A 14494-nucleotide genomic window follows, 5' to 3' on the forward strand; every position below is an offset into this window, starting at 1 on the left:
GTGTCGTCCCGACCTGCGCGACGGCCGTCACAGCGCGCGGAAAGGGGTGGCTTACTATGTGTCGCGATGGACTACTCGTTCGGTGATGATGCCCGCCGAAGAGCGGCTCTCGGATCATCTGGTCGAGGACGAATCAGTGCAGCGTCTCACGTCGGGGCGCTTTCTCGAGAACCCGACCCGGGAGCGGCTGGCCGTGGGCCTCACCGATCGGCGCTTGCTGTGCGTCTCGAACGGCGGCTCGTTCACGGATATCCGGTACGACTACGTCAGTTCGATCGAGAGCCGGCAGCGAACCAGGTTGCGCTTCAGCAGCGGGCCCGAGGGGCAACGCGTGCTGGGGCTCGTCGGTGGTATCCTGGCGATCGGAGTCCTGCTCGTCGGTTTCGGACGGCTCTCGACCGGCGGTGTCGTCCGAGACGCGGTGACGGTGGGACTCGCCATCGCGACCGTCGCGATTACGACCGCGATCGTTCACGCGGGCCGGCGAGACGGTCAAGATACGTCGCGCGAGCAACTGTTCGTCGGTACCGGGGTGGTCTCCGTCCTCGTCCTCGTCAGCGTCGGGCTCTTCTCTTCGACCCTCGTGGCCCCGCTGTTCGTCGTCACGACGCTCGGTGGGCTGGCACTCGTCTGGTACGGACAGCGACACCGGGACCGGTTCGACGAGATCGGTCTCGACCGCCAGCGGGAGACACACCTCAGTATCACCACCGTCGACGGCCGAACCATCGACATCGCGGTCGAGGCCGATACCGACGTCGACCGGATGCTCAGCGCGGCCGTCTACCGCGACGCGTCCCCGGCAGCCGTTCACCTGGACGCCGATTCGCAGTCGGGATGACCCGACTGTGGCGGCTCTCCACCCCGCGATCGACGATCGGCAGCCACCGGTTCGACGTCACGACAGGCGAGCGAGACACTCCCGACAGTACGTCACGTCCGATCGATTCGCGCTGCCACAGGCGGGACAGAACCCCGTCTTCGACTCGTCTACCTCGATCCCGGCGCCGCGTGCGAGCACGGTCAGCACGTCGTCGTTCGCGAAGTCGTCGGGATCCTGGCCCTGTTTGCGTGCCCACTCGGCGAGGAAGGCGTCGTCCCGTAACCGCTCCAGTCCGCGAACCAGGCCCAGAAAGAGTATCGTCGGCGCGACCGCCACGAACGCAGCCACGGTGAGTCGGCCCGCGATCGAGTAGGTTCCCGGGTCATCCATGGGTTCGTTACTTCGCCGAGCCAGATACGTCTCTCGCCGGTCGGCCTGTTGATAGCTGTCTCGAGGTGGCTGGATCGGTACCCGCGTCAGTGCCGTCTTCGGCGGGGTCTGCGGCGTCACCGCCGATCGATCGTCTGCCCGGCGTCACGGCGCTGGTCCCGCCGTTGGCGATCGGTGACCGGGCGGTCGCGATCGGGGACTCGAGTCCGATCGCGAACGCGAACAGTTCCGTCTCGGTGACTGTCCGGCCGTTGATGAACGACTATTCCCGTCTCGAGTTCAAATAGTCGGCCATGGACCCGAAGACCGCACATATCGTTCGAATAGAGCGTGAGCGACGATGAACCCGAATCGAGTCGACTTCGTCGTCGATCTCTTGTACGGCGTGATGATCTTCGTCGCAGTCGTACTCATCCTCGTGGTCGGGACTGGCATCGGCATCGCGTTCGGACTGGGCGTGCTGGTTTCCTACATGATCCACGTCGGGTGGAAGATGGCTCGGTTCGATCCCGACTGGATGACCAGCGAGGTCGTCGAACGGGTCGAGGAGACGGTCAGCGAAGAGGTCGAGAAGACGGTCGGTGACACGGTCAGCGAGGAAGTCGAGAAGTCCGTCGGAGACACTGTCAGCGAAGAGGTCGAGAAGACGGTCAGCGACACGGTGAGTCAGGAGGTCGATAATGTGGCCGAGAAGGTCGAGGAGACGGTCAGCAAGGAGGTCAGCGAAACGGTGGAGGAGACGGTCAGCGAAGAGGTCGAGAAGACGGTCAGCGAGGAAGTCGAGAAGTCCGTCGGAGATACTGTCAGCGAAGAGGTCGAGAAGTCGGTCAGCGACACGGTGAGCCAGGAGGTCGACGAAGTGATCGAGACCGTCGAGGAAATCAGCGAGCGCGCCGAGCAGGAATCGCGGCCGGACGACTCCGACGCGGACCCGGAGGAGTCGATCGACGACGATTCGGACGAAGTGGAGGGAAGATCGTCGCGCGATCGGACGTGAGAGCCGCGTCTCCGTTCCCCTCGTCTCCGTTCCCCTCGTCTCGGTTGCGGTGCCCGATCGCGGTCGTCGAGAGGACCAGTTGGTAGCGCCTACCCGGTCGGCTGCGACTCGTCGGCGATCGGTCGGTCGCGGTCGGATCGGAACGATCGACCAGAACCTCGTGGACGAACACGATGCCGAGGCCCAGCACGTGGCCGGAAACCGCCGCATCGGCGGACGAATCGGTGTCGATCCGATCACGCGGCTGGAACGATGCGATAGAGACCGCCGCCGTCAGCGCCGGTTCCGAGTACGTACAGCTCCCCGTTTGCGTCCCGGCCAAACGAGAGTATCTGCTCGAGTTTCGCTTCGTCGTCGATCTCGATGACGCCGGTCGGCCACTGCTCGTCGCTGTCGGCGGGTCGAACGGCAGCGAACAACCGTCCGTCCGACGCGAGATCACCGAAGACGTAGACGCTCTCTAACGCCGGCAGTGCCGAGCCGCGGTAGACGTATCCGCCAATGACCGACACGCCGCTAACGCCTGCTCCTTCCGCCGCGTGTGGATACTCGACGATCGGATCGAGAAGCGGTTCGCCGCCCCGGACGTCCGCGGCCGTCTCGTCCGGACAGTCCTCGTCCCTGTAGCAGTGGGTTCCCTCCTTGACGTTCCAGCCGTAATTGCCGCCCTTCTGGACGAGATTCACTTCCTCGTAGTCGTTCTCGCCGACGTCGGCGACGAAGAAGTCGCCGTCGTCGAACGACATCCGCCACGGGTTCCGGAACCCCCACGCGTAGTACTCGTCGAGTCCCGGTCGACCGACCAGCGGGTTGTCGTCGGGCACGGTGTACTCCTGTTCGCTCGTCCGCTCGTCGACGTCGAGACGCAGAATACTGCCCAGGAAGTCTTCGGTCACGTCCTGTCCACCGCCGCCGCCACCGCCGCCCGCACCGACGGTGACGTAGAGGTAGCCGTCCGGTCCGAACGCGATATCGCCGCCGTTGTGGAAGTCCTGTGGCTGCGGAATTTCGAGGACGATGCGTTCGGAATCACGCTTCGCTCGCCTGCCGTCGTCGGTCGCCTCGAACGCCGCGACCACTCCCGTGTGATCGTAGTCGTCCGGCGTCCCCGGCCGGCGCGGGGCGCTGTAGTGGACGAACAGACGTCGGTTCTCGTCGAATTCGGGATGAAGCGCCATGCCCAGCAAGCCTCGCTCACCTCCGGTCTCGATCGCCTCGCGCAGATCGAGTATCGGGTCGTCGAGACGGCCGTCCGACTCGTGGACGACGACGCGGCCGTCCCGCTCTGCGACGTACCGTCGATCCACGCCGGGTGCGAATTCCACGGCCAGTGGAAACGCCAATCCGTCGATCAGCGTCTCGAGTCCGAGCGTCTCCGGTAGTCGCTCGATCGCATCCTGCGCTTCGTTCGACCTGGATTCGTCGGCGGACGATCGCAGCGCACATCCGGCGAACCCCGTCATCGTGCTGACGGCCGCCATCGTCAGAAATCGCCGTCGGCCCTGCGGAGGTCCCATAGGGTTCGGACGACCCCGAGACGGAAATACACCTCTTCGATCGATGATGAACTATACGCGTCGTCGACTGATCGCAACTCCGACAGGTGGCCCGAAATCGTATGCAACGAGCAGGTCATCGTGGACGTGGCCGAAGACAAAAAATACGCCGGCAAGAGCACGTAGAGGAAAACGAAGCCGAGTTCCAGAACTTGTCACATCTCAGTAGGCGGTCAGTTGAGAGAGGTGAGCGGTGGTAGAGAGCCGGAACAAACCTCGTCAGCACCACTACGTGACAACAACGAGACGTCTTGGGCGATCGGAAGGCGACGTCACACTGGTCTCCTGTTAGCCAAGCTGTAGTTTATGCGATTGTATTTTTCATAACATATGGATTCAAACAATACCTGCAACATCACTGTTATGAGTTTGTACATTGCGACAGCATACAACCTGATGCTCGAACAAGATGCTTCGGAAATACATCCGATACCCAATCTCCAGACGACACCGAGGACGCTCGTATTACGTCACGTGAATTCTTCGTTGGGAATGAGGCCGGTGATAAATAGTGGTCGTTTACCGGACGGTTTCGGGAAGAGATATGCTTGGGGTGTGCGTCGATGAACGTATCGACAGTAGTACAGTTTCTCATCGTCTTCGGGACGGTCGTGATGTTCAGTTCGACCATCTATACGAGGACACTGTTGCAGCGACTCGATGAAAACGCCTATCGGCGACGGTGGCGCGGACTGCTCGTACTGATGGCGTTTTTTCTGGTCGGATACGTCGCTGCCCTCTGGGTTACGATCAGTGGATTCGAGGAGATATTCCAGCTACTCACAGGATTCGTCTTCCTGTTCGGTGCGGTGTTCGTCTTTCTGGTGGTCAATACCGGGCTCGTGACCATCGACGAACTACAGCACAAGAGCGAGGCACTCCAGACCAAGATCGAGGAGGCGGAGAATGCCCGTCGTGAGGCTGTTCGTCTCCGGGAGAACGCGGAAGAGGTCAACCGGCATCTGGAGCAGAAGGGCGACGAGTACTCCGACGTGATGCAGGCGTGTGCAGCTGGCGACTTGACACGACGGATGGATCCCGAGAGCGAGAACGAAGCGATGCGTGAGATCGCGATCGAATTCAACGAGATGATCACCGAGATCGAGTCGACCACCGAGTACCTCAAGCAGTTCGCTGAGGACGTCGCGATCGCCTCCGATGAAGTAACGGCTAGCTCTGAGGAGGTCCGCTCGGCTTCCGAGCAGGTTACCTCGTCGATCCAGGACATCTCCGACGGTGCGAAGCGACAGAACGAGAGCCTCCAGTCGGTCGACGCCGAGATGAGTGGGCTCTCGAGGACTATCGAGGAGATTGCCTCCTCGTCAAACCAGGTGGCGGACATCGCAGAACGAACCGCTCAGACGGGCGAAGAGGGTCGCGAAGCCGCTCAGGCCGCGATCGACGGGATGAACGAAATCGAATCCGAGTCCGATCGGGCTGTCGAGGAGATCGAGTCGCTCCGGTCCGAGATCGAGCAGATCGACGAACTGGTCGAGTTCATCACCGAGGTCGCAGATCAAACGAATCTGCTGGCGCTGAACGCAGACATCGAGGCCACTCGCTCGACGGCCGAAGACGACGGCGGCTTCGACGTCGTCGCCACGGAGGTTAAAGAACTCGCAGCCGACACCAAAGAGGCCGCAGCGGACATCGAGGACTCGATCGAGCAGATCAAGTCCCAGACCAACAGGACGGCCGCCGAGGTCCAGGAGACCAGCAACCGGGTCGCCGAACACAAGAGCGCGGTCGAGAACGCCGCACAGTCGCTCGATGATATTGCCACCTACGCCCAGCGGACCAACGAGGGCGTCCAGGAGATTTCCGCAGCCACCGAGCAGCAGGCCGCCTCGACCCAGGAGGTCGTCGCCATGGTCGACGATGCGGCGACGATCTCGCAGGAGACGGTTTCCGAAGCCGAAAACGTTGCCGCAGCCGCCGAAGAGCAGACGAGCGCACTCACCGAGGTCTCGCGAGCCATCACGAACCTCAGCCAACAGGCGTCGGTGCTCGCTACGGAACTCGATACCTTCGTGACCGATGCGAACAGCAGCCCTGCATCGCTGTCGTCCGGCGATAACGCTGGCGGCGACGGGTCTCCTCCGGCGGTGGCCACTACGGACGCGGAGGAACCTGACCTCGCCGCCACTGCCGACGAGGACCTCGGACGGCCGGACGACGACTCCAACACAGAACTCGGCGAGAGCGGTCCGGTCAACGAGTTCGAACACGACGACGAATCCCGGCCGTCGATCGATGACCGTTCGGCCGAGCAAGCACGACCGCGCGAACGCGGTGACGCCGACCACGAGACCGTCGGCAACGAGGCGCCGGACGACGAGACGGAGCCGCCCGAATCCGAACCTGTTTGGTTCGTCGAAGCGGACGAAGACGAATAAGGGTCCTTCGAGAGCGTTCCCTCCTCCCGGAAGTCAGCTCCGATGGAGGACACAAGCGAGTCTTTGCTTGCTCGGTGTCGAACCCGTGTACGGCATGCTCTGGCAGTGGACACATCGACTTGATAGCAGCCAGCTACACCCACTGAAATCCGGTTAGTCCGCGCCGTTGAATGCTCTGAGCGTCGAACCAACTTCACCGGCTCCACCGGCCGCTCCCGGCGGCGGAAAATATAGAACGCTGCTGTGTACTCTCAGTCGCTGATGAACTTGTTGTCCCGCCAGTTGACCCCGCCCTGCCCGGAACCCGAGTCTCGTGGGCCTTCCACGACCTCGATGTCCGCGGGGCGCGGTTCACCCTCGACGATCCGCGTCGCCTCCAGGTCACCGCCACGCTCCGAAATCGCCGTCAGCGTGCCTTTCTCTGCCGTCTCGGCGATCCCACAGAGGACGAGGAACATCTCGTACTGGAGCAGCGAGTTCTGCAGGACGGTCTCGCGATCGCCCTTGAACGCGGCGAATTCGACGAGCTCCGACTCGATCTCCTCTTCTTCCTCTTCGTCCCACCGGAAGGAGTTGCGGCGCTCTTCCGGATCTTCCTCGTAGACCCGGTTTTCGGTGACGCTCGCTTTGAGCTGGGCCGTCGGCGTGTACTTGCTGACGGAATCGTCTTCGGCGACGGCCTTGAGAATGAGGGTGTTGTTTCGCCGCGTGATCTCCACGTCAGCGATCCCGTTCGGGAACTGGGCGCCCTCGACGTGTTCGCGAAGGTCTTCGAGTGGCAGTTCGAGGGTCGAGTGCAGCCGATATACGTGTCTGGATTCCTCTGTTGACATAGTGGGAAGGTGTGCGGCGACAGTCGCTGAGTTTCTAGTACGGGAGGGTGACTTATATGATCTGCTATTAAATGCATCAGTCACGCGTCTGGATAAATTTAACTCCGGTCTGGGAGGTGTTCTTATTCTACGTCGAGTGTCTCGGCCAGTTCACCGCGTTCCTCGAGTTCGGCCAGAACGTCCGAACCGCCCACGAAATCGCCGTCGACGAACGTCTGCGGGATCGTCTCCCAGCCGCTGTGGGCCTCGAGCGCGGCGCGGTACTCGTCGAGCGATTCGAGGACGTCGACCGTCTCGTACTCGTCGCGGTACTGGTCGATCAGACCGAGTGCACGACGGGAGTACCCACACTGGGGCATGAGTTCGGTCCCCTTCATGAAGAGGACGACCTCGTTGTCGGCGATCGTCTCTTCGACGTGTTCGTCGACTTCGTCCTGATCGAGGCCCTGGTTCGGTGGGAAGTCCATGTCGGGTCATATGAGGGTGAACGGCATAGGCCTTGCGTCATCGACCCCGTTCGACGTTGCCGGTACGCCGACTACCGGGCCGATCGATCGGGTGGCCCGACCGCGGGTCACGCCGGATCGAGTCTGACGATCCGATCGTCGCGGTCACGCGGGAACTCGCCACTCGCCCGGCCGTCCCGGTTCGAGGTGAGCAGGTACAACGCCCCCGCTGGTCCCTGGTCGACGTGGCGCAGTCGTCCGTACGCGCCGTCGAATAGCGGGTGGGCGATGGCCGTGAACCGATCGTCGAGCCACGGTGCGTCGAACGCGACACCAGATTCGAACGTCGGAACGCGCTCGGTGAACAGCGAGACGGCGTACAGCGTGTTCGAGACGAGTCCGGCGACGAGGAGTCTGTACTGCCAGTTCGCGATCGAGTCGCCGTCGTAGAACGTCAGTCCCGACGGTGCCCACGTCGTCTCGCCGGTGTTGACGATCGGCGGTGTCGCGTCGTCGTACTCGGCGTAGTTGCCGTACTGCGGATCGTCCGGTCCACCGCGGGCGACGTTCCAGCCGTAGTTCCCGCCCGGCTGGATCACCGCGACCTCGTCGCGAGCCTGCGGGCCGTGTTCGGTCACGATCGGCCGTCCCTCGGGCGTGAAGTCGATCCCCTGCGGGTTTCGGTGGCCGAGCGTGTACGTCCGTGGATCGCCGTCCGCCCCCCAGTCGGGATTCGCCGCCACCGGATCGCCATCCGGCGTCGTGCGGAGCACGGCACCCGCGAGCGAGCCGGGATCCTGCGCTGACGCGGGAGCGCCCGCGTCGCCCGTGAGCACCCACAGGTCGTCGTTCGGTCCGAAGGCGATCCGCCCGCCGTTGTGGATCCGCGCCCCCGGAATCCCCTCGACGATCGGCTCGAGGTCGTCGCCGTCGCGATCGTACCGAACGACGCGGTTCGAGAGGTCCCCGTCGTCGACCGTGTAGTAGACGAACAGGCCGGACCGATCGGGAGAGTCGGGGTGCGCTGCGACGCCGAGCGTCCCGCCCTCGCCGGGCGCTGCCCGATCGGGGAGGTCGTCGCCGTCGAGAACCCGATCTCCGTCGGCCGGCGTGAGTCCCGCCTCGCTCGTCAGGGCGTCGGTCGCGAACCTGTACACGCCCCCGTCGCGCTCGGTGACGAATGCGTCGTCCCCGGCGAACGTGAGGTCCCACGGGATCTCGAGGTCGGTGACGACGGTCGTCGCCGAGACGTCGTCTTCGACCGGGGCGTCCGCCGCCGGCTCCCAGTCCGGCGGTTCCCAGTCGTCCTCGGGGACGCTCTCGGGCGTCGCCAGTTCGAGGTCGTCGTCCAGGAGGGGGCCGAGACAGCCGGCGAGGGTGGCGGCCGATCCCATCGCGAGGAGGTACTGTCGCCGGGTCGGCGGTGACATGGGAGCCGCTACGGGATGCGGTTCGAAGAACGTTGTGCGAACCAGCGGTGGACGGGAACGCACCCCGCGACTCCCGTCAGTTCGTGATCCCGAGCAGGGTCCATCGAGAGAGCGGGATCACTCGAGCGGGAGTTCGACGAGAGCCAGGTCGTCCGACGGGACCGTCTCCGAGAGTACTCGATCGATCTCGGTCCACGTGTCGGGACGATACGCCTCGATCCCGAAGCTCTCGGCGAACGTCACGAGATCGGGATTGGTGAGCCCCGTCCCGAACTGTTCGTCGCGGTGTTCGAGCTGCTTCTCGGAGATGAGTCCGTAGTCGTCGTCGTTGAACACGATTACCGTGAACCCGCAATCGAGCCGCGTCGCCGTCTCGAGTTCCGCGGCGTTCATCAGGAATCCGCCGTCTCCGGTCCCCGCGACGATGTTGGCGTCGACCGCGAGGTCCGCAGCGACCGCCCCCGGGACGGCGATCCCCATACTCGCCAGCCCGTTCGAGATGACGCAGGTATTCGGCTCGTACACCGGGAACGATTGCGCGATCGCCATCTTGTGACTGCCGACGTCCGAGACCAAGACGTCCTCGTCGGCCATGGTCTCGCGCAGCAGCGGGAGGGCGCCTTCGACGGTGATCGGCTCATCCGACCCTGGAGGGTCCGTCACCGCTTCGAGGAGGCGGTCGTGGAGCTCCGGACACCAGAGCGAACACGCCCCGTCGGGGACGCGATCGTCGATCGCCGTGACCGCCGCACCCACGTCCGCGACGATTTCGACGTCGGGATTGTAGTGGCGGTAGACTTCGGCCGGTTCGTGGTCGACGTGAACGATCGTTTTCTCGAGGTCGGGGTTCCAGCCGGCCGGGTCGTGTTCGGCGATGTCGTAGCCGACCGCGACGACGCAGTCGGCGCGCTCGATCGCCCTGGCACCCTCGTCGTTCGGCCCGGAGTCGAGCGTCATCAGCGAGGCCGGTTCCCGGTCGGAGATCGCACCCTTGCCCATGTAGGTCGCGACGACGGGCACGCCGAGTCGATCGACGAGGGCCTGAATGGTGTCTGCTGCGCGCGTTCGAACCGCGCCGTTGCCGGCGAGGATGATCGGTCGTTCGGCCGATTCGAGCAGCGTCGCGGCCCGATCGGCCGCATCGTCGTCCGGATCGGGGCGGCGCACCCGATCGCGGGTGGGGATCGGCGTGGCGTCGGTTTCTGCCCGGGCGACGTCCTCCGGAAATTCGAGGTGCGTCGCGCCCGGCTTCTCGTACTCGGCGAGTTTGAACGCCTTGCGAACCGATTCGGGGACGATCTCGGGTTCCGCGATCTGCGTGTTCCACTCGACGATCGGCTCGAAGACGTCGACCACGTCGAGCGCCTGGTGGCTCTCCTTGTGCAGTCGTTCCCGGCCGCCCTGGCCCGTGATCACGACTACGGGGCTCTTGTCGAGGTGGGCGTCCGCGACGCCGGTGATGAGGTTCGTCGCGCCGGGGCCCAGCGTCGAGCAACAGACGCCCGCCTCGCCGGTGAGGCGACCGTGTACGTCGGCCATGAACGACGCCCCCTGTTCGTGACGGGTCGGAACGAACGCGATCGAGGAATCCCGTAGCGAGAACAGCAGGTCCTCGATCTCTTCTCCCGGTACACCGAAGACGGACGCGACTCCTTCGGCCTCGAGACAGGCGACGAGCAGGTCGGATGCTGACTGCATGGCTCTCCCTCCCATCCCACGGCCAATGATATCCCCGTACAGGGACCTTGATACGTCGGATCACCGGTCAGTCACGACGGCTAACCGGCCCGTCGCCGTCGTCTCCTGCAGGAAGCTACGCGTCGCTTGCGGGGACGGCCTGCGGGGACCGATCGGTTTCCCCGCTTTCGGCGTCGTCGGCTGGCCCGATCGCGACGCCGAGTGTCGCGATCGATCGGACTGCCGCTTCGACGGACACGTCGACGTCGTACACGCGGTCAGCGGGGACGTGGAGGACGAACCCGTTCGTCGTGGGGTTCGGTCCGAGCGGGATCATAATCGTCTGCAGATCGTCTCTGCCGAGACAGCGCTCGATCGACGCGGGCGTGTCCGCAGTGAGAAACCCGAGCATGTGCGCGTTCTCGTGGGGAAACTCGACGAGTTTGACGTCCTGGAACTGGTCGGTATCGTCGTCGAGGAGGAGGTCGCTCGCCCGCCGGACGCTCGCGTAGAGCGTGCTCACGCCGGGAATCGACTCGATCGTCGCGTGGACGTTCTGCGAGATCCGTTGGCCAGAGGTGTGATCGGCCACGAATCCGACAAGCAGTACCGTTCCGAACAGCGACAGGAGCGTCGTCAGCTGGACGACGGGCGTCGGCGGATCGGTCGGCCAGACGTAGAGGATCGCGAGCACCACCGGCGAGAGGACGTTCAGTACGAAATTCAGCACGAAACTGAGGACGATGAGCGTGACCGCGAGCGGGATCGTGATCGCGACCCCGTTAACCAGCCACCGTTTGACGGAAGACGTCGGCGACATCACCGGAAGTTCGGCACCGTTCCACGAACCCGTTGGGTTTGCGATGTAAAGCAACCGGACCGTCCGCCGCAGGATAACGTCGTCCCGGCGGCGGGACGACATCGTCGCCCCGGCGGGTGACGGCGTCGCCACTCGAGGACGCGTGTTTCGGCGAGAACGATCGGCCCGCGCGATCGGGTCAGTCGGCCGCGGTCGGCGTCTGCACGACGTCGACCTTCTCGGCGGCGTACCCGAAGACGTCGCGGTAGCCGTTGGGCGACATGAGAACCGGGTAGAACGGCTCCTCGGCGATCTGCGTCTCGCCGTCGGCGGCCGCGAACGGATTCCCCGGCTCGACCTCCGTGAAGTTCTCGACGAATACCTCGTAGGTGTCCGCCTGCTCCTTGCGGATGACGTCGGTGAGCCGGAACACGGGGAGGTCGCGGTGAACGGTGTCCCCCGGCAACGCGTCGACGGCCGTCAGGAACGCACGCGTCAGCCGATCGGCGTTCTCCGCGGCCGTCTCGGATCCCTGCAGGCCACACTCGACCTCGACGGTGTCGATCTCGGAGAAGAGCCGGCCCTCCGAGAAGTTACTCGTCTCGACCATCGCGGTGACCGGCAGCTGTGGACAGATCTCCGTCGCGGTCTCGCTGATCCCGTTGACGATCGCGAAGGGGTCGGCGTGGCTCTGCGTCGAGTGCATCGAGAATGCGAGACAGCCCTCCAGTTCCTCGACGAGTCGGTGGGCGAGTCGTCCTTCGTGGGTCTTCGCGTCCTGCTGGCCCGGGAACGCACGATTCAGATCTTCGTCGACGAAGCGAACCCGTCGCTCGAGGGCCGCCTCGTTGACGACGACGAGTTTGACGGGCCGTTCGACGGTCGGGCGCTCGTCGAGCAGTCGCTCGATCGCCCTGACGCCGCAGGGTTCGTCGCCGTGGACCCCGGCGACGACTGCGACCTCCGGCGTTCCCGACCCGAGCTGTGCAACTCTCATTATCTGATAGTTGGTCCCCGGCTTCAAATGCGATTCGGTTGGTACGAGGGCGGCCTCCCGTCTTCCCGTGACGTGCGGTGACACTCGCCACTGTCGGGACGCGAGACACGTCCCCTCGATTCGGATCACTCCTCGAGCGAGTCGGCGTACGCGCGGTCCTCCGAACGGGCAGTCGGCTGCTCGCCGTCGAGGGTGATCAGCCAGCCGTCGATCCGCGACGGCTCTTCGAGGGCGTTCGTCAGCGTCGTGCGGACGTCGAGCACGTCGACGCCGTAGTAGTCGCGCGGGATGCCCCGGAAGTACTGGCGGGCGGTTCGAAAGAGCGATCGCATGCCGTCGTCGTTCTCGAAATCGACGTGCTTGTACGCGCCCGCCGCGACTTGCACCATTCCGTGAGCGAACGCGCTTTCGGTGGTTCCGCTCCCGTAGTTGTACCACTCCGACTCGAAACAGTCGTGTGAGTCGTGGAACGCGCCGGAATTGTACAGACGGACGCCGTGGACCACAGCCCGCCGGAGGGTCGCGTGTTCCCAGCGGCCTTCGGACGCGAGCCAGCCGGTCGGGTTCCCGGCCGGTGCGGCGACGGTCGGGTCACGGGTGTGGTCGTCCATGGGCACTCTTGGGCCAGTCGACGGGTAACTCCGTTGGTCCCGTCGCGGGCGAACTGTGTGCCCCGTAGCCTTATTCTGATTCGGTGCCACGCTTCGACTAGATGAAGTACCCGTACGGGCGCTGCCCGAACTGCGGGGAGCGGCTCTACGCACACGTCGACGGCGGCTACCAGTGTCACAACTGTCACCAGCGGTATTCGGACGACGAACTCGACGAACCGACGGCCTGATGATCGATCGCCGAGCACGGCTTCCCGTGGTGATTCCGGATCGATCGGCACCGACCGATCGTCACGCCACAGAAATCGCAGAGTATTCATACGGTTCTACCCAACTGTCGATTGCGTGCGAGGGTAGCCAAGCGGTCAACGGCGGCGGACTCAAGATCCGCTCGTGTAGACGTTCGTGGGTTCGATTCCCTCCCCTCGCATCGTACGCGGTGCGAAAGCACCGAACGAGATGCGGAAGATCAGCACGAAGCGATCTTCCCTCGCAACTTCTGACGCGACCGGATCGAGACGACGAGTCACCGGTCTGTTCTGCGACGATTCGACGCGTCCAGTTTCGATCCCGCCGTCTCGCTCGACCGTGAGCCGGATCGCACACCGAAAGGGATCGAACCGTCACATCCTTTTCACTGGTCCACCCACGGTGCACAATGAGTGACGCCGACGACGCGCGCCGGCGGACAGAGGTCGCCGTCCGCGCAGCCAGTGCCGGTTCCGAGATCGCTGCGGACGCCTTCCGATCGGGGATCGCCGTCGAGACGAAAGACGGGAAGACCGACGTCGTCACGCAGGCCGATCGGGACGCCCAGACGACCGTCGTCGAGGTCCTCCGAGAACGGTTCCCGGAGGATCCGATCGTCGGCGAAGAAGCGGACGCGCTGAAACAGGTGCCCGATACGGGACCGGCGTGGATCGTCGATCCGATCGACGGGACGAACAACTACGTCGACGGCGTCCGGGTGTTCGGGACGGCGGTCGCGGCGGTCGTCGACGGCGAACCGGCCGCCGGGGCGTCCGTCTTCCCCGCGCTCGACGACGCGTATCGCGTCGGGCCAGACGGCGCGTTCCGCAACGACGACCCGCTCTCGGTCAGCGATCGCACCGATCCGGAGACCGCGACCGTCTGTCCGACGTTCTGGTGGGACTACGACGAGCGCGACCAGTACGCCGCCGCCACGCGGGCGATCGTCACCCGGTTCGCCGACATGCGCCGCTTCGGCTGTGCGCAACTCGAACTCGCGATGGTCGCCGCCGGTGCGCTCGACGGGGCCGTCACGAACCTCGTGATGAACCCGTGGGACAGCGTCGCCGGCGTCCACATGATCCGGGAGGCGGGCGGCACCGTCACCGACCTCGCGGGCGATCGCTGGCGACACGACAGCACGGGGCTGGTGGCCTCGAACGGCGAGATCCACGACGAGTTGCTGGCGGTCGCCCGCGAGGCCGCGGCCGTCGAGTAATCCGACGGGTGAAGCGTGGTCCGGTCGGCCGACCCACTGCGCTCCGGAACGGCGCCGCCGCGATCATCCGT

Annotated in this window: 14 protein-coding genes and 1 tRNA gene; 6 read left to right on the forward strand and 9 right to left on the reverse strand. The window is 64.6% G+C overall.

Annotated features, from left to right (window positions below; translation table 11 throughout):
• The first annotated feature begins 85 nt into the window (after positions 1–85).
• Complete coding sequence (locus tag MUG98_RS09075; RefSeq protein WP_265111812.1) at positions 86–841, forward strand: hypothetical protein; 756 nt, start codon at positions 86–88, stop codon at positions 839–841.
• A gap of 57 nt (positions 842–898) precedes the next feature.
• On the opposite strand, the gene MUG98_RS09080 is transcribed toward MUG98_RS09075, so the two are convergent.
• Positions 899–1213: a DUF7577 domain-containing protein gene (locus MUG98_RS09080; RefSeq protein WP_265111813.1), complete on the reverse strand. Its 315-nt coding sequence runs from the start codon at positions 1211–1213 to the stop codon at positions 899–901.
• 340 nt (positions 1214–1553) lie between these two features.
• Here MUG98_RS09080 and MUG98_RS09085 point away from each other — a divergent pair, with 340 nt between their 5' ends.
• Positions 1554–2210 (forward strand): hypothetical protein, encoded by a 657-nt coding sequence (locus MUG98_RS09085; protein ID WP_265111814.1) that lies wholly within the window; start codon positions 1554–1556, stop codon positions 2208–2210.
• A 236-nt stretch (positions 2211–2446) separates the two neighbouring features.
• Here the strand turns inward: MUG98_RS09085 and MUG98_RS09090 are convergent, their stop codons facing one another.
• The gene (locus tag MUG98_RS09090) at positions 2447–3727 is read right to left on the reverse strand and encodes a PQQ-dependent sugar dehydrogenase (RefSeq protein WP_265111815.1); all 1281 of its coding nucleotides are present in this window, start codon (positions 3725–3727) and stop codon (positions 2447–2449) included.
• Positions 3728–4329: 602 nt separating this feature from the next.
• Between MUG98_RS09090 and MUG98_RS25245 the strand changes: the two genes are divergently transcribed.
• Positions 4330–6162, forward strand: coding sequence for a methyl-accepting chemotaxis protein (locus tag MUG98_RS25245; protein WP_320443124.1), 1833 nt, complete (start codon positions 4330–4332; stop codon positions 6160–6162).
• A gap of 251 nt (positions 6163–6413) precedes the next feature.
• On the opposite strand, the gene MUG98_RS09100 is transcribed toward MUG98_RS25245, so the two are convergent.
• From MUG98_RS09100 to MUG98_RS09130, 7 genes are all read right to left on the reverse strand, one after another.
• Positions 6414–6995: a DUF7110 family protein gene (locus MUG98_RS09100; protein WP_265111816.1), complete on the reverse strand. Its 582-nt coding sequence runs from the start codon at positions 6993–6995 to the stop codon at positions 6414–6416.
• 122 nt (positions 6996–7117) lie between these two features.
• The gene (locus tag MUG98_RS09105) at positions 7118–7462 is read right to left on the reverse strand and encodes a glutaredoxin family protein (protein WP_265111817.1); all 345 of its coding nucleotides are present in this window, start codon (positions 7460–7462) and stop codon (positions 7118–7120) included.
• Positions 7463–7569: 107 nt separating this feature from the next.
• Positions 7570–8871, reverse strand: a complete 1302-nt coding sequence (locus tag MUG98_RS09110) for a PQQ-dependent sugar dehydrogenase (RefSeq protein WP_265111818.1) — start codon at positions 8869–8871, stop codon at positions 7570–7572.
• Positions 8872–8988: 117 nt separating this feature from the next.
• On the reverse strand, positions 8989–10569 hold the full coding sequence (locus MUG98_RS09115) for an acetolactate synthase large subunit (protein ID WP_265111819.1): 1581 nt from the start codon (positions 10567–10569) through the stop codon (positions 8989–8991).
• A 115-nt stretch (positions 10570–10684) separates the two neighbouring features.
• Positions 10685–11368, reverse strand: coding sequence for a DUF502 domain-containing protein (locus MUG98_RS09120; protein WP_265111820.1), 684 nt, complete (start codon positions 11366–11368; stop codon positions 10685–10687).
• A gap of 178 nt (positions 11369–11546) precedes the next feature.
• Entirely contained in the window at positions 11547–12344 is a 798-nt protein-coding gene (locus MUG98_RS09125) for a M14 family metallopeptidase (protein WP_265111821.1), read from the reverse strand.
• Between the two features lie 125 nt (positions 12345–12469).
• Positions 12470–12955 carry a DUF309 domain-containing protein gene (locus MUG98_RS09130; RefSeq protein ID WP_265111822.1) on the reverse strand — a complete coding sequence of 162 codons (486 nt, stop codon included), beginning with the start codon at positions 12953–12955 and terminating at the stop codon, positions 12470–12472.
• 101 nt (positions 12956–13056) lie between these two features.
• Here MUG98_RS09130 and MUG98_RS09135 point away from each other — a divergent pair, with 101 nt between their 5' ends.
• The 3 genes from MUG98_RS09135 (at position 13057) to MUG98_RS09145 (ending at position 14423) form a co-directional block, all read left to right on the forward strand.
• On the forward strand, positions 13057–13185 hold the full coding sequence (locus MUG98_RS09135; protein WP_265111823.1) for a hypothetical protein: 129 nt from the start codon (positions 13057–13059) through the stop codon (positions 13183–13185).
• Positions 13186–13302: 117 nt separating this feature from the next.
• Positions 13303–13385, forward strand: a tRNA-Leu gene (locus MUG98_RS09140).
• A gap of 228 nt (positions 13386–13613) precedes the next feature.
• Positions 13614–14423, forward strand: a complete 810-nt coding sequence (locus tag MUG98_RS09145; RefSeq protein ID WP_265111824.1) for an inositol monophosphatase family protein — start codon at positions 13614–13616, stop codon at positions 14421–14423.
• Positions 14424–14494: the final 71 nt, after the last annotated feature.

The sequence above is a fragment of the Halosolutus halophilus genome (genome assembly GCF_022869805.1).
Taxonomy (GTDB): Archaea; Halobacteriota; Halobacteria; order Halobacteriales; family Natrialbaceae; genus Halosolutus; species Halosolutus halophilus.